This is a genomic window from Nostoc sp. (assembly GCF_036916655.1).
Classification (GTDB): domain Bacteria; phylum Cyanobacteriota; class Cyanobacteriia; order Cyanobacteriales; family Nostocaceae; genus Nostoc.
The window spans coordinates 1-18,990 of the sequence record NZ_JBALFY010000109.1; the positions used below are offsets into that span (position 1 = coordinate 1).

An 18,990-nucleotide genomic window follows, 5' to 3' on the forward strand; every position below is an offset into this window, starting at 1 on the left:
GGTCACAACTTAAATCTTTTTTACGCAGTTTTGCTCCGACTACAACAGAAATGGTTGATAACTTAATCTCAGTTGCACTAGATTTAATAAATCCTGAACATTTAAGAAACTGGTTTGCTAGTTGCTGCTACTGTACCTCATAACAGCCGCAAGTGCTGTATTGTTAAAGGTTTAATAATATTTGACTTTGGACTAATATCAATATATAAATCTACATTTTCATAATCTTGATCAGATAGATTATAAAGTAAAAACTGAAATTGGCTAACTTCTTGTACTGGATTTTTGTTATCATTATTAAAAATAACTTTTATCTTATCCTTGGGAATATTTCTTTCTGAACCTATAATATTTGTTTCATCAACCACATAGTCCAAATATCGAGTTTTGTTTTGTTCTTGAGTAACTAAAATAGTAGCTATAAAACTTAATAAAGCACCAATTAAAGCAGGAAAAACCCAGTTAGCTAAGTTTTCTAATACTCTTTGCATATTCTGCCCATAACATCTTCTTGAGTAGATAATTAGATACATTCAGATGGTTCTTTAATACTATCAATAGATGTAGCTAATGATACCTTTGTAAAAGCAAAGATAACTTAGCAATAACAATTTAGTCAAGTGATATTTTAGCTGGTGTAATGACATTGTGTTCTAGGGGTTTGCCGATTGTTGGCGCAGCGTCTACGAACAGGAAAAGGTAGGACTCTATGTCACTGCTGCCGAAAGCATCACCCCAGTTTTTTACAAATAGGTAAAATTTTGAGCGTGTCTCCGATGTGATCGCAATTCTTGTGCAAGTTCCTGAGTAAGTAAGATATTTATGCAGTTTGCGATCACTTTCGGCAAGAAATAACTGGCCATAGGCGATCGCCTTTACCATATTGATCCTTTCGTCACCATCATATTCCTCGGCAGGACTGCTAGGATTTCCATAGATTCGGTTTAACGATGAGCTACTCAAGCAAGTTTCAGAGTTGCATTTATCAAATTTCGTGCTAACCAGACCAGAAATATTAGCTAATTTCAGGACAATAACACCATGAACACTGCTAAACTCACCACTGATGGCACTCACCACATCGTTATTTTACCCGAAGACTTTCAACTTACTGGGACTGAAGTTTATATCAAAAAAATTGGTAACGCCATTGTCCTGATTGCCAAAGACAACCCTTGAGAATCCCTCATTGATAGTCTAGACAATTTTTCTGATGACTTCATGAATTCTAGAGTTCAGCCAGTTATTGACACTAGAGAAAGTTTTTAAATGCGATACCTGCATGAATTGCTCCTACTTAAAAATCTGTTTCAACTCAATAAATTCCAAAATTGTAGGGGTGGTTATCAAACCACCCCTTTATCCCCTGAATATTTAGAATTTACTTGCAGCCCCTTAATGGGAAGTTAATTTACTCAGAAATATTAATTGAACTTTCAACTTGAGAATTAGCCAATGTTGGTGCAGAGAAAATCCGCGAGTACAAACTTGATGGTTGTTGATGAGCAACTACTGGTAGAACTTGACGAGCATGGGTGGCTAATTCTACTGCCTTTACATCATAAGTCTGCGTTGCTAATTTGGGATAGAAACCAATTCCGATAATTGGTAGCAGCAAACAAGCGGTAATAAATATTTCGCGGGGTTTGACATCAAATATTACAGCATCCAAGTGCAACTCTTGATTTTGCTCACCGTAGAACACTTGACGCAGCATCGACAGTAAATAAATTGGTGTCAAAATTACGCCAACGGCTGACAGCAGCACAACTACAATTTTGAAGCTGGAACTGTAAACATCACTGGTGGCGATACCGAGAAATACCATTAATTCACCCACAAAACCACTCATTCCAGGTAAGGCAAGAGAAGCCATTGAACCAATGGTAAACAAAGCAAAGGTTTTGGGCATTACCTTGGCCATACCGCCCATTTTATCCATCATCAAGGTGTGAGTGCGATCATAAGTCACGCCAGAGAGGAAGAACAAGCTAGCAGCAATCAAGCCGTGGGAAACCATTTGTAGCACTGCACCGCTAATACCTAACTCTGTGTAGGAAGCAATGCCAATCAACACAAACCCCATGTGGGCAATTGAAGAGTAAGCCAAGCGGCGTTTGAGATTGGTTTGGGCAAAGGCACAGCAAGCACCGTAGACAATGTTCACCACACCCAAGATTGCTAACACTGGCGCAAAAGTCACATGGGCATTGGGCAACATTTCCACATTGAAGCGGATGAGGGCATAACCACCCATTTTTAACAGTACACCAGCCAAAATCATCGAACCGGGTGCTGATGCTTCACCGTGGGCATCAGGTAGCCAAGTGTGTAAAGGGAAAATTGGTAACTTCACACCGAAGGCAATCAAGAAACCTGCATAAACCAATAATTCCAAGGTTTTGGGATATTCTTTCATTCCCAGAGTCGCCATATCGAAGGTGACGGTATCTCCAGAGAATGCCATTGCAAAACCGGCAATCAAGATAAATATTGATGCGGCCGCGGTGTAAAGAATGAATTTGGTAGCTGCATAACGGCGGTTTTGTCCTCCCCAGATGGAAATCAGCAGGTAAACCGGCACTAACTCGATTTCCCACATTAAGAAGAACAACAGCAAATCTTGGGCAACGAATACGCCAAGTTGGGCGCTATACATCGCTAACATCAAACCATAAAATAATCGCGGCTTGGTGGTAACTTTCCAAGCCGCGAAGATTGCGAGGGTATTTATTAAGCCTGTCAGAAGTAGCAAGGGCATCGATAAACCATCAACCCCCACAGCCCAATGCAAACCCAATTGCGGTATCCAAGGATAGTTTTCTACAAGTTGGAGTGTTGAACTTTGAAAGTCGTAGTTGTGCCAAAAGGCATAAATCATCAGTGCAAAGTCGGCAAAAGCAACTCCCAAACCATACCAGCGGACAGTTCTACCTTCTTTGTCTGGGATCAGGGGGATGGCTAAGGCTGCCACCAAGGGTAAGAGGATTATGGCTGTTAACCAGGGAAATTCAATAGCATTCATCACTTCTGACAATCAATTTGACTTCTCGCTTTTGGTTACATTATATTAAGGAATTTTTACTTTTGTAAACATTGTTGAGCTTTATAAAGATTAATTTTTTAATATTGATAGGAATATATACTCGCCAAATGTCAGTTTTTCAGGATAAATAAGAATAAATACTTATCGGATTTTGCCGTTTCCCATTCTAAATGTAAACTTTTGCAACGTCAACAAAAAACGGTAGCTAAAGCTGCCGTTACAATTCCGTCATATTTCATGGTTAAGCCCAATTGTCAAGGCTATTTAGTCTACGCTTCTAAGTTGAGTCATAGACCTAACCCCCAGCCCCTTCCCTTATAGGGAAGGGGAGTAAGATTCAAAGCCTCTCTCCTCTTAGAAGAGAGGTTTGGAGAGAGGTCAATGTATTGTATACAAACGAAAAGGCTAAAACATTAAACAATCCGGTTGACAATTGTCCAAACTTCCCCATCTGAGCGGACATAGGGGACAGAGATTGTTTTGAAGCCAGTAATGAAGGGCTTGTAATAAATCTGCCAATACATTGGACTAAGTTGATTGGCACAAGCTTTGAGAAAACGGACTTCTGCGGCCAGTTCACCTGCTAGTTGATTAATGCGTTCAGCATGAATCTGAGCAACTTCTTTAGCCTCCTCTAGCTGCTGCTGGAGGATAAGTTCCTTTGATTCACCTTGCGATCGCACTAACTTACCTTGTTTTTGTTTGATCTTGCCTTCCAAGGCGGCGATCGCTGCATCGATGCCTTGGATTTCAACTGATAATTGGGCATTTTCTCTGGCTTGACGGCGGTACGCTTCCACCAATGCCTGGGGTGAATCATTCTCGCCAGAGATGACATTATTAATAGTGAGTGCAGCGCGTTCTTCTAAAAGAATCTGTATTTGGGAGTTAAGCGCCGCCATTTCAGCCTGAATTTGCTCCATAAATCGACTTTTAAGTGCTGAGTAAAATAGTCATCTGATTTTTTAAAAGATTTTTGCGCCTTGGGTATCGAGAGAAAGCGATCGCACCTCGGCTGTAATTCCTTCTTCTTGCCAAGCAGCTAACATCGCCGCCTCCACTGCCTCTGAGTGTAACTTATCTGCCAAAGCTAACAGTGTTGGCCCCGCACCACTAATCACCATACCATAAGCACCAGCGCTAACAGCTGCGATGTTAAGAGCATCATAACCAGGAATCAAAGCTTTACGATAAGGTTGATGCAATCTATCTTGTAGAGCAGTCTTTAACCATTGTCCGTTACCAGTTTCCAGGCCGCGCAACAATAATCCCAAATGTGCCGTATTGAAAATCGCATCAGCACGACTTACTTCTGTTGGGAGAACACCCCGCGCCTCGGAAGTGGAAAGTTCAAAATCAGGAATAGCCACAACTGCGACAACATCTTTATGCCAGGGAACATCACAAATTTCCCAAGCTTTGCCACTGGTAGCAGCGAGACGACATCCTCCCAACAAAGCTGGAACTACATTATCAGGATGTCCTTCCATTGCGATCGCTAATTCCATTACCTGTGACTGACTGATCGGCGTACCCTCAAGTTGATTAGCAGCAACCAACCCAGCAACAATTGCTGTGGCTGAACTACCCAAACCCCTTGCTAACGGAACACCTAACTTAATCTCTATTTTTACAATGGGCGGTGTTTGCTCTATATGTTGATAGAACTTGACAAATGCTTGGTAGAGGAGATTATTTTCATCAGTTTGGACACGTTCAGCTTCCGTACCAGTAACATGAATAGTTAGCCCACCCTCTTCTAAACGAGTGAACTTGAATTGGTTGTATAGCTTTAAAGCTACACCGATGCAATCAAAACCAGGCCCCAAATTAGCAGTTGTGGCGGGAACAGTAACAGTGATACTAGAAACAACAGACATTGGTAAAACTCACTAATCATCAACCAGCATCCCACGTATTGGTAGCACTTTGAAGCTAGTACCGCAAGGCGGAATTCAAAATGAGGCTCGTTCGCTCTTAGCGTCTCCCTTTGGGAGAAGACTCGCTCTAAGCGTTCGCGCAGCGTCTCGTAGAGAAGCCATGCCGCAGGCTTTACGCTGCGCTAACAAAATTCAAAATTAATACAGCGTAAGCGTTTCATTGATTTTGAATGGGTGGTTTATTTACGCCGTGTTGTAATAGTTTTTAGTCGTTATTAACACGATACTTTGATGTGTTGTTCCTTAATCCATCTTCCAAGCCTTGAATTGCAGTAGTTGTGGCTCAGTAAAAATTCTATGTCTAATTGCCATGAGTGATTTAGGACTGCTATATTACAGATACACTATAAAAAATTACAAATCCCAAAAAATATAATTTGCAGAATTTGTAATTTATAAGGTTTTAATAAAGGTCTTGAAAGTGATTCATAAAAACCATTAGCACACATATCAAATATTAGTAAACTCTGAAAATCTATGAAATTTATAACCTTCAAATATCCTTTTGCATTCATGTTAATTAGCTTCAGTTTTTTGCAGACAGCTGAGGCTCAAACTCCTGTAGCTGAAATCTCCAAGCTATCTCAAGAAGTTTCTGTACTTCGGAAACAAGGCCCAACAGGATTACAAGTATTTCTCAAATCTCATGCCAATACTTTAAATAGCAATTCTTCAGGTACAGTTATACCTTCCCCTGCACTCCGTGTAGCTTTAGATGAACTCTGCCAGCAACGAGACTGTTACGCCTCTCGTCTGTACTGGTACACTGATATAGAACAAGCCAAAGCTGCTGCTAAAACTAGTGGTAAACCGATTTTATCTCTACGATTATTGGGCAGGCTAGATCAAGATTTGAGTTGTGCGAATAGTAGGTTCTTCAGAGTTGCACTGTATCCGAATGTTGAAATTTCTAAACTGCTTCAAGACCGCTTCATTTTGCACTGGCAATCAGTGCGTCCTGTACCCAAAGTAACTATTGATTTTGGCGACGGACGCAAGTTAGAGCGAACGATTACAGGCAATAGCATCCATTACATATTAGATGCATCAGGTCGTCCAATCGATGCAATTCCAGGGTTATATAGTCCCAAAGAATTTTTGCGCCAGCTACAGCAGGCTGAAGTAGCAGTAAAAAGTTACAGTAAACTTACACCAAGCGATCGCGAGTCTTTTTTAAGAAAATACCATAGCGATCGCCTGAATTCAATCCAAGCTCAATGGGTTGCAGATTTATCTCGCCTGGGTATCCAGTCTCCCCCTAAGTTGGTGGAAATTCCGAAAAATCCCACTCAGCCACCAACAGCAGCAATAGCAAGCTCTCTAGCAGTTTCTAAAATGAGAGTTGAAACACCAATGCTAACTGCTTTACAGTCTGATGCTGAACGGAATCAAAATGCCTTAGCGGAAATAACCGATCAGAAAGTGTGGGACAAAATTGCTCAACTCTATGCCGCTGATGTCAAACTAGATCAGAACAGCATTTCTCTAATTAGAGCTAAAAAGTCTCAGTCTGCCAACACTCAGGAAGATAACTTGCTGATAATAGTAAAACAATTTGAAGCCACAATGGCTTTAGATACAGTCAGAAATGAATACATGCTGCACAGCCAAATTCATCAATGGTTTATACAGGGTAGGCAAACAAGGAGTGTGGAAGCGCTCAATGATAAAGTATACGCCCAACTATTTTTAACTCCTAGTTCTGACCCTTGGTTGGGGCTTTTCCCCAGCGACAGCTACAGTGCTATTGATAATGATGGCATTCGTTGAAGGGGATAGGGGCATTAACAAATAAGGAACTTCCGAAAAAATAATTAACTCTTGTGGGGTGGGCATCTTGCTATTGGTGTCTACTTGTGCTGTAAATAGCTTAACTGTTGGCTGACATGCCCGCCCGGAAATCAATTTCCGGTCTAATAGGTAAAGTCTACTGAAGTAGACTGGAGATTTTTAGTCATCTTCAGATGACTTTAGCTATGAGACGGGAATTTCAATTTCCGGCGGACAAGCGATTTCACGTTACAGCAAATTGCAATCAAACGTGCCACAAATAAAAGCAATACTGGGCTTTGTTTTATGATTTATTTTTGTGGCGGGTTTGATCGAAAACAGCTGTAAGTTGACACCTCTGGCATCTTGCCTGCCTTATGGACTGGGCGCTCATGTTGCCCACCCCACAATATTGGATAATTTATTTCTTGGAGTTCGATAACTGCCTTACTCGATAAAAATGTACAGGGACGCAATGTAAAGGCAATGCAATGCAAATAAGGAATTCAAAATGTACCCAAAATAATGTATATCTGATTGAACGCATTGCCTACGACGGGCTACGCCTATGCAGCATTCAAAGCGGCTATGTACATACTTGGCAACACAACTCCATCATCGGGCTACATTTTAGCACTGGACTTAGGTACGACAGGCAACCGCGCCTTTGTATTTAACGCAGACGGCAAAATTGTTGGGCAGGCATATAAAGAACTAACTCAGCATTATCCTCAACCTGGATGGTTAGAACATGACCCTCAACAAATCTGGCAGGATACTTGTTGGGTAATGCAAACTGCAATTGAGAATGCTCAAATTGCTCCATCAGCGATCGCAGCTTTGGGACTAACTGTACAGCGCGAAACCTGTTTGATTTGGGACAAAACTACTGGTAAACCACTCCATAGAGCGATCGTCTGGCAAGATCGCCGCACTGCTCCCCTTTGCCACGAGTTACAAGAGCAAGGCTACGCTGAAGAAATTTATGATCGCACTGGATTAATCATCGATGCTTATTTTTCTGCTACCAAGCTCAGATGGCTCTTAGACAAGTTTACCGATGTTGACCTGAACAATGTCTTAGCTGGCACTATTGATACCTGGGTGTTGTGGAACCTCACAGGTGGAAAAGTCCATGCGACTGACCACAGCAACGCCAGCCGTACAATGCTAATGAATCTCAAAACCTGTGAATGGGATGAAGTTTTATTGGATCTGTTTCAAATTCCGATTCATATTTTGCCTCAGATTCAGCTCAGTTTAGGAGTATTTGGAGTCACTGATAGTAACTTGTTGGGTGCTGAAATTCCCATTACTGCCATCTTGGGAGATCAGCAAGCTGCTCTATTTGGTCATGGCTGCGATCGCCCCGGTTTAATTAAATGTACTTATGGTACTGGTAGCTTTTTGGTTGCTCACACAGGCGATAAGATTGTGCAATCGCACCATCAACTTATTTCTACTATTGCCTGGACACAAAGAAAGCCAAGCGGAGATTTAGATGTAGGCTATGCTCTAGAAGGCAGTATGTTTACTAGTGGAGCTTGTATCCAATGGCTGCGCGATCGCCTCAAGTTGATTAAAACTGCTGCTGAAACTGAAGCGATGGCAAATCAGGTAAAAGATAATGGCGGAGTATATTTTGTGCCTGCATTTAGTGGATTGGGTGCGCCCTACTGGGATATGAGCGCGAGGGGAGCCTTTTTTGGCATTACCGCCAGCGTAGAACCAGAGCATCTAGTTCGCGCCGTGCTGGAAGCGATCGCCTATCAAGTCCTGGAGGTGGTGCAAGCGATAAATGCATCTAGCAGTATTCCAGTTGGGCGATTAACTGTAGATGGCGGTGCTTGCGAGAACAATTTTCTGATGCAGTTTCAGGCTGATGTGTTAGGTATTCCAGTCGAACGTCCGATTATGCGTGATACAACCGTTCAGGGTGCAGCATTTGCAGCAGGTTTAGCTGTAGGATTTTGGGAGAGCTATGAAGAACTGGTCAGACAACGGCAGATTGAGTATGTGTTTGAGCCAAAAAGCGATTTTCCCTTGTCCAACTTTGCTACTTGGCAAAAAGCTGTGAAACGTACTCTCGCTTGGGAAGATTAGCCTAGACTTAATATCGTTGGCACAGCCTCTCGTATAGCGGTAACACTCACGCCGAAGTCCACCAGTCACACAGAATTCAATTCGGAATTCTGGCTGCTGATTTCTGAATTCTTTTTTGTTACAGCAGTTTTTATGTATTTGAACTACATCTGTTGTAAGGGCACAGCAATGCTCATGGGTGTCAACTTAAGCTGGAAATAGCTTATCTGTTGGCTTCCATGCCCGCCCGGAAATAAATAAATGAGTAATGAGTAATGAGTAATGAGTAATAAGTAATACCCATTACTTATTACTTCAAAAATAAATTTCTTTGGCTTTTAGCTTAAGTCTACTGAAGTAGACTGGAGATTTTTAGTCATCTTCAGATGACTTTAGCTATGAGACGGGAATTTCAATTTCCGGCGGACAAGCGGTTTCGCGTTAAGTTGACACCAAAGAGCAATGCTGTGTCCCTACCGCGTGGTCTATTTACGTGAAAATAGCTGTCGTTAAATAACTGATTCTGATAAATGCTGATATGAGCCATCTAACATAGACGATATCAACATTTGCTCAAAGACTTTAGAAAGAGCAGTTTGAAAACGCTGACGATGCTTGAGTTTGAAAAAAGGTCGGACTATTTCTGCAATTGCACCGTTGCCTTCTCTATTATCAATAACTCGAATTGCCCGTAGAGTCCCCAACTGAATTTCTTTTTTTACCATCAACTCAGAAATTCCAGTTGCACCCACGCCATTTTCAATTGCAGCTTTTGCCATCTCGCCACTGGTAAATACTAAAATTACATTCAGTTCGCTGAGGTTGATCCCCCAATTTTGCAACGCTTCCTCAAATCTTTGCTGTGTTCCCGATTCCCGCACCCGCATCACCCAAGGAGTTTGAGTTAGTTGGCTTAAATCAACTTCTCCCCACTCAAACCAAGGGTGTTTTTGACCAACCACAATTTGCAAGCGATCGCTCCCCACTATTTCGTACTCCAGAGTATTCTGAAGCGCCGGCTTCACATCTCCTTCCACCAAACCTAAATCAAACTGTCCCATCGCTGTACCAACACAAATCGTTTCGGCATTGGCAAGGGTGCAGTCAATCTGGATACCAGGATATTGGCTTTTAAACTCACTAATCTTACTTGGTAGCCAGTAGTTGCCAATTGTCAGACTCGATCCTAATTTCAATTCACCCCGTTGCAGATTGTTCAATTCTCGCAATCCCCTTTCAGTCAAGGAAACTTGATCGAGAATTTTCTGCGCTTCCACTTGCAGTAATTTACCCGCCTCAGCAATCTCGATGTGGCGACCAATCCGATGGAATAGTTTCACACCGTATTCTTGCTCTAAGTTGTGAATCGCTGCACTGACAGCAGGTTGTGTAATGTAAAGTTCCTCGGCTGCGCGAGTAAAGTGTAAGTTCTGCGCCACAGCCAGAAAGATTTTTAGCTGCTCAAGCGTCATTCCTGCCATTTATGGTATCCCTACAACTTGGTGTCAAAATTTTAATCACTTTCATTTATCATTTTGACAAATAAAAGCATTTGATTCTATCGGTTAATTTGACTAAAGTATAAATCAAGGCTTCGGCACGGACTCAAACGGCCAAGTAGAGAGCAAGGGGAAATAAGCAATGCCTAATGCCCCAAGCCCAAGCATCAAAATAAGGATTTCCAAAAATGAGCGATTTAGTAACTGCAATTACCACAGGGATTACCGCATTCACTGCCACCAACATCGATGATATTGTCATTCTGACGTTGCTTTTTTCACAAATAAGTAAAACGTTCCGTAGTCGTCATATCCTGGCTGGTCAGTATCTCGGTTTTGCAGCATTGATCGTTGCTAGCCTTCCCGGTTTCTTCGGTGGACTCATCATACCGCAGGACTGGATTAGACTACTTGGCTTAATGCCCATAATCATTGGTGTGAGCAGTTTACTAAAACGCGAAGAGGATTCACAAGAGGAAGCCGAAGAAACTGAACCGTCTTGTCCCTCTATAATTGGAAATTTTCTCTCTCCACAAACTTGCAATGTCGCTGCGATCGCCTTTGCTAATGGCAGTGATAATATCAGCGTCTATGTGCCTCTGTTTGCCAACTCGGAATTAGATAGTCTGCTGGTAATACTAGGTGTATTTTTTACAATGGTAGGTGTATGGTGTTATACCGCTTGTAAGTTAACCTACTTGCCTGCGATCGCCAACTTTTTAACTGAAAATGGTAACACATTTGTACCTTGTATTTTGATTGGTTTGGGCGTGTTTATTGTCTCCGAAAATGTTACTTGGACTCTTTTATCTGTAGTTTCTAGTTATATATTCTCATTGATTTTAGGCTTCAATACTCAACAATCGAGTGAAGAACAAGAAAAGTTAAGTGTCTAATAAAGAGGTGCATCATCAATTCTCTGATCAAAATGAATTCTAAACTGGAAAATATCTTACCCATCAACAGGAATCAAAACATGAAAATCTGGAAATCTCTGCTAATTCTCTTAATAATTATCGCCAATCTCGCCTTTGCTCAACCTTCTTTTGCTGATAGACCAAAATTTAGCAAAAACCCTGATTATATCGAAGTCACTAAAGCACTTAAGCAACTCTCGCAGACAAAAGATACTCAAACTCAAGTTGAAGGTATTACATCAGAAGAAATTCAAAAGAGAACCCAGGAGTTAACACTGCAAAAATATGCTTTAGAGACGGGAATTAATTGGGGTCAATGCAACAACCAAACAGGTAATACCATAGCGGTATACGGTAAAAGACCAAATGATGAAGACAATGAAGATGCCGTATACGAGAATGGTCTATATTTTCTAGCTGATGGTCAATCCACTAAAAATAACTGGGATTGTGATGGCATTTATCTACCGAATGATGTCCAGGTAGCAAATTTCACCTCTAGTCCTAATGGGCAAGGTGAAGAATTGACAGGCGCGGCGGCTTTGAAGATCCTTGATGGAACTCAGTTGGTAATTAAGAAGAATCCAGATAGTGCTGCAATTGAATTGAATGTCCCAACTGTAAAAGTTGTTAGCAGCAAAGAGGCTAACTGGTTTATCCCAGATATATCGCAGGATCTCATAAATACACGAGTTCCTAATGCGCCTAGCAATCAGTCTTGAAATAGAACTCTATAGTCTATTTTTGAATGATTGTTCTGAATTTCAACAGGGTAATAGCCAAAATCAGAGAAAAACAGGACAAACACTGGTGAAACATCTCTCTGATCTTGGCTATTTTTTTTGAATTTATCTATCCTCGATTTTAGGCTTGTTTTATTTCGATATCTGCATTAAAATAAATTCTGGAAAAAATAAATGTACAATCACAGGAAGCATATTTCAGTAGCGCAAATATTGCGCTCTGTGCGAGTTATTTGGAAAGAGACTTCCTACTACCTTCGCATTTTTTTGATAAGAGCCGCTTTGGGGATAAGGGTGTTATTGATGCAGTTAAAATTGAAACCTACAGAAGAAGAACAAGATAAAAAAAAGGCAGGACGACTGAATCCGTCTAGAGTCAGAGATCACTTGGCAAATGAGCGTACCTACCTCGCTTGGATGCGGACAGGGATTGCTCTTTTAGGTTTTGGTGTAGTTATCGTGCGTTTGCGTGCCTTCCATGTGCCTTTAGTACCCCGTCCTGGCAACGGCTGGAAGTTAGGTTTAGTCTTCTCGCTGGTGGGTTTAATCACAGTCTGGCTCTCAACGTCACACTATTTCGCTGTCCGTCGTGATATCGAAGAAGATACTTATGAACCAACAGACCGTTGGGTATTGCTGTTCAGTCTGGCTGTGATGATTCTCGGAACTGGGGTAATCTATTTTGTCTTTACAACTTCTTTAGATCCCATGAGTCCAGTTATCCCTGAGTAATACATCAGAATTCAGAATTCAGAATTCAGGAGTAAAACACGCTTTACAGCTTGGTAACAGACTTAGCTTGTATAAATCGCCAATTTGAAATCTGCTGTAAGATTTTTAAAATCGGATCTTATACAACTCAAATAATTCCCCTGATTTCTGCGTCACTATTTTAGCACCAGCCGTTTTAATGGTTTTTTCCCACTTAGCCAAAGGCTCTAAAAACACTTCAGCACCCAAATAGGTTTCTAGAACTGCCCAATCTTCTGCTAAAGGCTGTTCTGGATTGAGAACGTCAAATACAAAATGTCCACCTGGTTTTAATACCCGCTTGACTTCTGCTAGTACAGCTTCCCAATATTCGAGTGGAAAATAGCAGCTAAATCCTGTGGCGATCGCAATGTCAAATTGCTCTGGTGAGTAGTTTAACTGATGGGCTGCCCCCAACTCAACACCTTTGAACAGCTTAGAATTCAACTGCGGCCCACGGGAATTAAGGGTATCGCGTGCCACATTACTGATTTCTTGCCCGTGAAAAAATGCTTGCCAATCCCGCCAAGGATAAATTAAAAAGCTGATCCCACAGCCAATATCTATACAGTGCTGGTTTTTTTGAGGTTTAGCAATTTCCCAGAAAGGTGAAGCAATTCTCCCTGAGAAACTCCCAGCAATCCACTCGCGGAATATCGGCATCGCTTGTACTTCTTCTGGGAGTTCAAAGGTTTCACGTTGATACTCGCGGTTAAAGCGATAGGCTATTTGGCCTAATCTTTCGTCCCAGTTGCTTGATTTGGGTGAACTAAAGAGATTTTGGAACTGAGAATCGGACTTTTTAGACATTTAGGTTTTTACTACTCTTTCTAAGGATTGTAGTCAAATTCACAAGAGGTAGGGGGAAGATAGAGTTTCCCCCTGCGGTTCGGAGGTGAAAGCCTTGTCCCTTGTGGGTGGTTCCCCCTCCTGCCCCCCTTGGTTTTCACTGATAAGCTGTTCCATGTTTAAATTGCATAAGCTGGGCAGGCAAGATGCCATTGGTGTCAACTTAAGCTGAAACTCTTTTAAAACCTCGTTTCCAGCCTCCGGCTGGAAATGCTGCTCTTGGCGGCTCTGCCGCCAGCAAAAGAGGCAGAGCCTCAATGATGAGCATTCCCAGTCGGAGACTGGGAACGAGGTAATCTAAAAGCTAGTTCTAGACTTGCTTTCGCGTTAAGTTGACACTAATGGCAAGATGCCCACTCCACAAGAGTTATGTTTAATTCGATTATGCAAATTAGATGTTTTTTAGCTTATCAAAAACCTACTAACACAAGCTGACAGCAAAACTATTCAAGTTTTTCATACCAAATACCTACTTTCTCAAAAGCACCATAAGCAAGCTTCAGAAAATTCACCACTCTCTGTTTCCCAATTATCCCAAATTCTTTATACTCTCTAGCTTCTGCAAACGTTAGGCGATTTTGGTCAATTATGTTTCTTTCTCTATATGCTAACTTCGGAAAATCCATAACTCTTATCTGATATTTATTGACTATGTTCTGAAAATTGGAGTCTGACTCTAGATGCTCCCAATCATCACACAGCCCTAAATTCCTCACCAGAATATGGGATATTTTCTCACCGTAGGTATTCACTGACTGAGTAAATAGGTTGATGCTGTCGTATCCTCCTGTGGATACAAACCATTTGCAAAATGTCACTCCCTGCGAACTTCCGAGTTCAATTAATTGATTAGATTCAATCCACCCTTGTACTGCTCTATGGGATTGTGCAGCTAAATTCACAATTACTGGCTTCTCTATCGCCCACTCAAATATTCTATCTGCCTTATTTGACTGTCGTTCATTTTCACTAAAAACGGCATATTTACATATCTCCTTATATACCCCCGCAACATCTGGATTCGATCTATCTGTCTCCACGGGTACGAATGGGATTTTCTTATCCAGGCAATACTGAATCATTGTCCTGGTAAAGAGAGATTTTCCTACCCCGCCTTTTTCACCATCTACGAAATGAATCGTCGGCATTACAGCCACCTCTAATAATTATTAAAGTCTGATACATCTTTCCCAAACTAAGAACTTTTTGGACATTGCCGCCCAGTTGTTTTGTTGGTTTTATGAGAAAGTATAACCGTGATTTAGATATACTTTTCCAATAGTCTCATTTTACACAGGCAAAGTCCGTCTGCACGGACTAAGACAAAACAAGAGGCTTAACCCAGATTTCTCACCACACCTCGAATGGAGGAGTAATGAGTAGTGAGTAAGGAGTTATGAGTTATGAGTTAAAAATTTTACTTATTACCCATTACTTATTACTTATTACTCATCATCAATCGCTTTGGAGCTTGTGAGAAATGCGGGTTAAGCCCCTTTTTGTAAGTTGATTGAGAACTAAAAACCGAAAATTTAGGTTTTCAGATATTCTTTACGACAAGAATTAGGAATTTTTAGAATAAACTACCTTGGGATGTTGTTTAAAATAAGCCTGGAGTTACTTGCAGAACAAGACTATGGCAGAAATACAGTTGGCGATCGCAGCAGAAGATGCAGTTGCAGCAACAGAGGCGCTTTTGGCAATTCCTGGTATATCTGGTAACTATGCAGTGAGTTCAGATGCACCGGAAAGAGAAGGAGTAACAGCAACAGTTGCTACCATCGTTGGTATTGTTGGCGGAGGAATCGCTATTGCTGAACAAATCCGCAAGTGGTATCAAGAGTATAAAGCTAAACAGTCTGGTAAAAGAATTGAAAAGGTGTTGATTGTCGGGCGCAATGGTAGGCGATTGCTTTTAGAAGATGCAACCCTGGAAGAAATTCGCCAAATTTTAGAATCGTAGAAACGCCATTAATCGCGTCTGTTATTACGGAATTGGGGGTGGTAGACTTGGGGTAAATACTGAAGTCTCAAGATTGAGAACGTGCAAACCCTCCACCTCGACCTCAAGCCGATTGATGAGAATTACGTAGAGTTACGTTATTTTGTTGATAATCCTAATCAGTATAAAAAGCGATCGCTCTCTCTATCAGAAATCACCGATTTGATTAAGTTGGCGGAGCGAGATTATTACGTTTCGTTTTTCCCAGAGGATTATACGGTAACTGGACGGCGGTTGTATAACTGGTTAGATGGGAGCGATCGCACTCTGCAACCCTTACTAGATAAGCATCGGCGAGAGGGGATTGTGTTAGCGATCGCCACATCTGAAAAACTTGCTCATCTGCCTTGGGAAGTGCTGCACGATGGCAATGGTTTTTTAGTGCAGCGTGTCCCGGCTATTGTCCCGGTGCGGTGGATGTCAGATAGCACGGTAAAAAAATTAACCATTGAAGGGGAACCAGAAAACCGGGCGCTGCAAGTTTTGTTTATGGCGACTTCGCCGTTGAATGTCGAGCCTGTGCTGGATTTTGAGGGAGAGGAAGCACGGATTTTGGAGGCGACAAAGCGGCAACCTTTAGCGCTGACGGTGGAAGAAAGCGGCTGTTTGTCGGAGTTGGGTTATTTAGTCAATGGTTACGGCAGGGATTATTTTGATGTTTTACACCTGACGGGTCATGCTACTTTACAAGATGGGCAACCCCGCTTGATTACAGAAACGGCAACAGGTGAAGCTTTCTATGCCAGTGCTGGGGATATCGCCCAAAAATTACAATTTCGATTGCCTAAACTCATTTTCGTCTCTGGTTGTCGCACTGGGCAAGCTGGCAATGGCGGTTCTGTGCCGTCAATGGCTGAAGAATTGCTGAAATCTGGTGCAAAAGCGGTTTTGGGTTGGGGTCAAAATGTTTTAGATGCTGATGCTACAGCCGCAGCAGCCGCATTATATGAGGAATTATCAGCCGGAAAGCAAATCATTGAGGCTGTTGCTTGTACATACCAAACATTAATTAAGAACAAAGCGCGGGATTGGCATTTATTGCGGCTTTATGCAGCAGGCAATTTACCGAGTTCATTAGACATCTCCAAAATAGTATCATTCTGTGATAAAAGAACATTAGAGAGAGAAGTTTTTTGACACATAAATATGAGTAATATACTGAAGCACATTGAAGAAAATCCTAAAGAAACACGGAGGTTAATTGGTCTGGAGTATGAACAGTTACAACAATTAATCAAAAATGCCGAACAATTAAATTATGAAAAACAAGCTTTACAAGAATCAAAAAAAATTAGAATTATTGCTGGCGGTGGAGGTCGAAAACCAAAACTATCTGTTACAGAACAAATAATTTTAACCTTGGTGTATCTCAGACAAATGACGACATTTCAACTTCTTGGTATCCAGTTTGGAGTGAGTGAATCGACAGCGAATGACACATTTAATTATTGGTTGCCAATACTGACAGAATTGCTTCCATGCAGTTTAATTGAACAAGTAAAAAAAAACGAGTCTGACTTGATGGTAGTTCAAGAAATACTTACAGAGTATGAATTAATTGTAGATAGCTATGAACAAGTCAGGGAAAGACCCGGAGATAATGAGGAACAAGAAAAATATTTTTCATCTCATGTAAAGTAATCATACATTTAAAAGCCAAATAATCATTATGCCAGATGGTAGAGATATCGTTGATGTTGTGGCAGGAGAACCAGGTCCAAAAAGTGATATAACAATGTTTAGAGAAAATCGTGATAATTTTGACCCCAAACAAAGTTTTAAGGGAGATTTAGGTTATATAGGAGAAGATTTAATTGATACTCCAATTAAGAAACCAAGAAATAAAGAGTTAACAACTGACCAGAAAAAATCAAACAAAGAATTTTCCTCTAAACGAATATTTGTCGAACATCGAATTCGTTCGGTAAAAATCTTTCGAGTTGTTCAAGACAGATTTAGGTTAAATCCCAAAAAGTATGAACAAGTTATTTGGACAATTTGTGGATTAGTCAGATTACGAATTAGAGCGCTAATATTACCATTAAAAATATCTGCTATGTCGTTAGGTTAAAATTAACGCATATAACTAGATGTTTTTGCCTAATTATCAACAGTAAATATTTCAAAGCATTATTCTGTCGTACAAACTAGCTAATTTAGGCTGATTGCATTTACGGACTATAGCCTAGCCGCATAAAGGCTTTGAACGTTTTCGGAGATGTCTAGCCGTTGGATGCACTGCAAGGCGCAGATTTGCAAAAAAAGTTTAGTCGCCTCACAGCCTTTGGTGCAGAATCTCAGGTGGATGAGGCGTTAAAATCACAAGCGCAGAAGTTAGCGGATGGTAATCCCCGCTTGCTGGAATGGTTGGATAAGATTCTGCAAAATACAACTGTTGATGTGGCGGCAATTTTGAATCGGTTAGCAGCAGATCCGGTGGAGTTGCGAGAGCAAGTTCTAGCAGAGGCGCTGCTGGCACAGATGGATACAACCATGCGGGAGATGTTGTCACGGGGTTTGGTGTTTGAGTTGCCAGTACCAAGGAAAGCTTTAGCCGCAGTTTGTGATAGCATCGCCAATTTGGAACATTATATTAGTCGAGCAGTGGCGTTGGGACTGTTGGAAGTAAGCCATGATGAGGCGTTACGAGTGCCGCGCATTTTGCCTGTGCAGATAGCGTCAAATGGGGAATTGCATAAGCAAGCGGCTGAGGCGCTGTATCGTCTTTGGTGGGAAGAGGCGAACACAGAAATCGAGGAACAACGGTTAGAAATTCATCGGTTGGCGTTGCTGGGTAAGGAAGAAAAAAAAGCAGCCAACATAGCAAGCAGTTTAGCAAATCGCTGGTTGCATCAAAGTCGATTTAGGGAAGCGGTGCAGCTGTGCAAATCAACCTTAGAAATTACTGAAGACTATCGCGTTCTCAAGTTTATGGCTTATTGTCAAAGCCAAGTTGGTGAGGTTGATCAGGCACTAAAGCATTATCAACAAGCGTTAAACCTTTGTCCTTTAGAAGATAAACAAGAACAAGCGGCAATTAAGCACTATTTGGGATATCTCAAAGCCAATAGCGGAGAAATAGAAGAAGCGATCGCCCTTTATCAACAATCCCTCGCTATCTTTGAACAAATCGGCGATGTCCAAGGCAAGGCGGCGACGTTAAGCCAATTGGGAATACTCAAAGCCAATAGCGGAGAAATAGAAGAAGCGATCGCCCTTTATCAACAATCCCTCGCTATCGAAGAACAAATCGGCAATGTCCAAGGCAAGGCGGCGACGTTGCACTGTTTGGGAATACTCAAAGCCAATAGCGGAGAAATAGAAGAAGCGATCGCCCTTTATCAACAATCCCTCGCTATCACTGAACAAATCGGCGATGTCCAAGGCAAGGC

19 protein-coding genes are annotated in these 18,990 nt (G+C 41.5%); 11 read left to right on the top strand and 8 right to left on the bottom strand.

The window, feature by feature from the left end; all coding sequences use genetic code 11:
* Nucleotides 1–137 precede the first annotated feature (137 nt).
* Both V7L31_RS29550 and V7L31_RS29555 read right to left on the bottom strand, forming a co-directional pair.
* On the bottom strand, nt 138–491 hold the full coding sequence (locus tag V7L31_RS29550; RefSeq protein WP_334699523.1) for a hypothetical protein: 354 nt from the start codon (nt 489–491) through the stop codon (nt 138–140).
* Nucleotides 492–612: 121 nt separating this feature from the next.
* The gene (locus tag V7L31_RS29555) at nt 613–963 is read right to left on the bottom strand and encodes a hypothetical protein (protein ID WP_334699524.1); all 351 of its coding nucleotides are present in this window, start codon (nt 961–963) and stop codon (nt 613–615) included.
* Between the two features lie 78 nt (nt 964–1,041).
* Here V7L31_RS29555 and V7L31_RS29560 point away from each other — a divergent pair, with 78 nt between their 5' ends.
* Nucleotides 1,042–1,179 carry an antitoxin gene (locus V7L31_RS29560; protein WP_334699525.1) on the top strand — a complete coding sequence of 46 codons (138 nt, stop codon included), beginning with the start codon at nt 1,042–1,044 and terminating at the stop codon, nt 1,177–1,179.
* A gap of 232 nt (nt 1,180–1,411) precedes the next feature.
* Here V7L31_RS29560 and V7L31_RS29565 read toward each other — a convergent pair whose 3' ends face one another.
* The 3 genes from V7L31_RS29565 to thrB all read right to left on the bottom strand — a co-directional run bounded on the left by V7L31_RS29565 (nt 1,412) and on the right by thrB (nt 4,926).
* Nucleotides 1,412–3,025 (bottom strand): NAD(P)H-quinone oxidoreductase subunit 4, encoded by a 1,614-nt coding sequence (locus tag V7L31_RS29565; protein ID WP_334699526.1) that lies wholly within the window; start codon nt 3,023–3,025, stop codon nt 1,412–1,414.
* A 434-nt stretch (nt 3,026–3,459) separates the two neighbouring features.
* Nucleotides 3,460–3,969: a hypothetical protein gene (locus V7L31_RS29570; protein ID WP_334699527.1), complete on the bottom strand. Its 510-nt coding sequence runs from the start codon at nt 3,967–3,969 to the stop codon at nt 3,460–3,462.
* 42 nt (nt 3,970–4,011) lie between these two features.
* Nucleotides 4,012–4,926: a homoserine kinase gene (thrB, locus tag V7L31_RS29575; RefSeq protein ID WP_334699528.1), complete on the bottom strand. Its 915-nt coding sequence runs from the start codon at nt 4,924–4,926 to the stop codon at nt 4,012–4,014.
* Nucleotides 4,927–5,463: 537 nt separating this feature from the next.
* On the opposite strand from thrB, the gene V7L31_RS29580 reads away from it, so the two are divergent.
* Nucleotides 5,464–6,756 carry a hypothetical protein gene (locus V7L31_RS29580; protein WP_334699529.1) on the top strand — a complete coding sequence of 431 codons (1,293 nt, stop codon included), beginning with the start codon at nt 5,464–5,466 and terminating at the stop codon, nt 6,754–6,756.
* A 588-nt stretch (nt 6,757–7,344) separates the two neighbouring features.
* Complete coding sequence (gene glpK / locus V7L31_RS29585; protein WP_334699541.1) at nt 7,345–8,859, top strand: glycerol kinase GlpK; 1,515 nt, start codon at nt 7,345–7,347, stop codon at nt 8,857–8,859.
* A 488-nt stretch (nt 8,860–9,347) separates the two neighbouring features.
* On the opposite strand, the gene V7L31_RS29590 is transcribed toward glpK, so the two are convergent.
* Nucleotides 9,348–10,319, bottom strand: coding sequence for a LysR substrate-binding domain-containing protein (locus V7L31_RS29590; RefSeq protein ID WP_334699530.1), 972 nt, complete (start codon nt 10,317–10,319; stop codon nt 9,348–9,350).
* 206 nt (nt 10,320–10,525) lie between these two features.
* On the opposite strand from V7L31_RS29590, the gene V7L31_RS29595 reads away from it, so the two are divergent.
* The 3 genes from V7L31_RS29595 (at nt 10,526) to V7L31_RS29605 (ending at nt 12,729) form a co-directional block, all read left to right on the top strand.
* The gene (locus V7L31_RS29595) at nt 10,526–11,233 is read left to right on the top strand and encodes a cadmium resistance transporter (protein WP_334699531.1); all 708 of its coding nucleotides are present in this window, start codon (nt 10,526–10,528) and stop codon (nt 11,231–11,233) included.
* 80 nt (nt 11,234–11,313) lie between these two features.
* Entirely contained in the window at nt 11,314–11,976 is a 663-nt protein-coding gene (locus V7L31_RS29600; RefSeq protein WP_334699532.1) for a hypothetical protein, read from the top strand.
* A 324-nt stretch (nt 11,977–12,300) separates the two neighbouring features.
* The gene (locus V7L31_RS29605) at nt 12,301–12,729 is read left to right on the top strand and encodes a YidH family protein (protein ID WP_334699533.1); all 429 of its coding nucleotides are present in this window, start codon (nt 12,301–12,303) and stop codon (nt 12,727–12,729) included.
* 105 nt (nt 12,730–12,834) lie between these two features.
* On the opposite strand, the gene V7L31_RS29610 is transcribed toward V7L31_RS29605, so the two are convergent.
* On the bottom strand, nt 12,835–13,557 hold the full coding sequence (locus V7L31_RS29610) for a class I SAM-dependent methyltransferase (RefSeq protein WP_334699534.1): 723 nt from the start codon (nt 13,555–13,557) through the stop codon (nt 12,835–12,837).
* Nucleotides 13,558–14,039: 482 nt separating this feature from the next.
* On the bottom strand, nt 14,040–14,744 hold the full coding sequence (locus tag V7L31_RS29615; RefSeq protein ID WP_334699535.1) for a mobilization protein: 705 nt from the start codon (nt 14,742–14,744) through the stop codon (nt 14,040–14,042).
* Between the two features lie 488 nt (nt 14,745–15,232).
* Between V7L31_RS29615 and V7L31_RS29620 the strand changes: the two genes are divergently transcribed.
* From V7L31_RS29620 to V7L31_RS29640, 5 genes are all read left to right on the top strand, one after another.
* On the top strand, nt 15,233–15,559 hold the full coding sequence (locus tag V7L31_RS29620) for a hypothetical protein (protein WP_334699536.1): 327 nt from the start codon (nt 15,233–15,235) through the stop codon (nt 15,557–15,559).
* A gap of 81 nt (nt 15,560–15,640) precedes the next feature.
* A complete protein-coding gene (locus V7L31_RS29625; protein ID WP_334699537.1) occupies nt 15,641–16,735 on the top strand; it encodes a CHAT domain-containing protein in 1,095 nt (364 codons plus the stop codon).
* Between the two features lie 9 nt (nt 16,736–16,744).
* On the top strand, nt 16,745–17,239 hold the full coding sequence (locus V7L31_RS29630; RefSeq protein ID WP_334699538.1) for a helix-turn-helix domain-containing protein: 495 nt from the start codon (nt 16,745–16,747) through the stop codon (nt 17,237–17,239).
* Between the two features lie 28 nt (nt 17,240–17,267).
* Nucleotides 17,268–17,669, top strand: a complete 402-nt coding sequence (locus V7L31_RS29635; protein ID WP_334699539.1) for a transposase family protein — start codon at nt 17,268–17,270, stop codon at nt 17,667–17,669.
* Nucleotides 17,670–17,827: 158 nt separating this feature from the next.
* Nucleotides 17,828–18,990 (top strand): tetratricopeptide repeat protein (locus tag V7L31_RS29640; RefSeq protein ID WP_334699540.1); only part of this gene is annotated, 1,163 nt, incomplete at its 3' end.

What these genes read in the sequence shown, in the direction of transcription:
- V7L31_RS29550 (WP_334699523.1), bottom strand. Translation starts at nt 491, where the DNA reads ATGCAAAGAGTATTAGAAAACTTAGCTAACTGGGTTTTTCCTGCTTTA.
- V7L31_RS29560 (WP_334699525.1), top strand. Translation starts at nt 1,042, where the DNA reads ATGAACACTGCTAAACTCACCACTGATGGCACTCACCACATCGTTATT.
- V7L31_RS29565 (WP_334699526.1), bottom strand. Translation starts at nt 3,025, where the DNA reads ATGAATGCTATTGAATTTCCCTGGTTAACAGCCATAATCCTCTTACCC.
- V7L31_RS29570 (WP_334699527.1), bottom strand. Translation starts at nt 3,969, where the DNA reads ATGGAGCAAATTCAGGCTGAAATGGCGGCGCTTAACTCCCAAATACAG.
- thrB (WP_334699528.1), bottom strand. Translation starts at nt 4,926, where the DNA reads ATGTCTGTTGTTTCTAGTATCACTGTTACTGTTCCCGCCACAACTGCT.
- V7L31_RS29580 (WP_334699529.1), top strand. Translation starts at nt 5,464, where the DNA reads ATGAAATTTATAACCTTCAAATATCCTTTTGCATTCATGTTAATTAGC.
- glpK (WP_334699541.1), top strand. Translation starts at nt 7,345, where the DNA reads ATGTACATACTTGGCAACACAACTCCATCATCGGGCTACATTTTAGCA.
- V7L31_RS29590 (WP_334699530.1), bottom strand. Translation starts at nt 10,319, where the DNA reads ATGGCAGGAATGACGCTTGAGCAGCTAAAAATCTTTCTGGCTGTGGCG.
- V7L31_RS29595 (WP_334699531.1), top strand. Translation starts at nt 10,526, where the DNA reads ATGAGCGATTTAGTAACTGCAATTACCACAGGGATTACCGCATTCACT.
- V7L31_RS29600 (WP_334699532.1), top strand. Translation starts at nt 11,314, where the DNA reads ATGAAAATCTGGAAATCTCTGCTAATTCTCTTAATAATTATCGCCAAT.
- V7L31_RS29605 (WP_334699533.1), top strand. Translation starts at nt 12,301, where the DNA reads ATGCAGTTAAAATTGAAACCTACAGAAGAAGAACAAGATAAAAAAAAG.
- V7L31_RS29610 (WP_334699534.1), bottom strand. Translation starts at nt 13,557, where the DNA reads ATGTCTAAAAAGTCCGATTCTCAGTTCCAAAATCTCTTTAGTTCACCC.
- V7L31_RS29615 (WP_334699535.1), bottom strand. Translation starts at nt 14,744, where the DNA reads ATGCCGACGATTCATTTCGTAGATGGTGAAAAAGGCGGGGTAGGAAAA.
- V7L31_RS29620 (WP_334699536.1), top strand. Translation starts at nt 15,233, where the DNA reads ATGGCAGAAATACAGTTGGCGATCGCAGCAGAAGATGCAGTTGCAGCA.
- V7L31_RS29630 (WP_334699538.1), top strand. Translation starts at nt 16,745, where the DNA reads ATGAGTAATATACTGAAGCACATTGAAGAAAATCCTAAAGAAACACGG.
- V7L31_RS29635 (WP_334699539.1), top strand. Translation starts at nt 17,268, where the DNA reads ATGCCAGATGGTAGAGATATCGTTGATGTTGTGGCAGGAGAACCAGGT.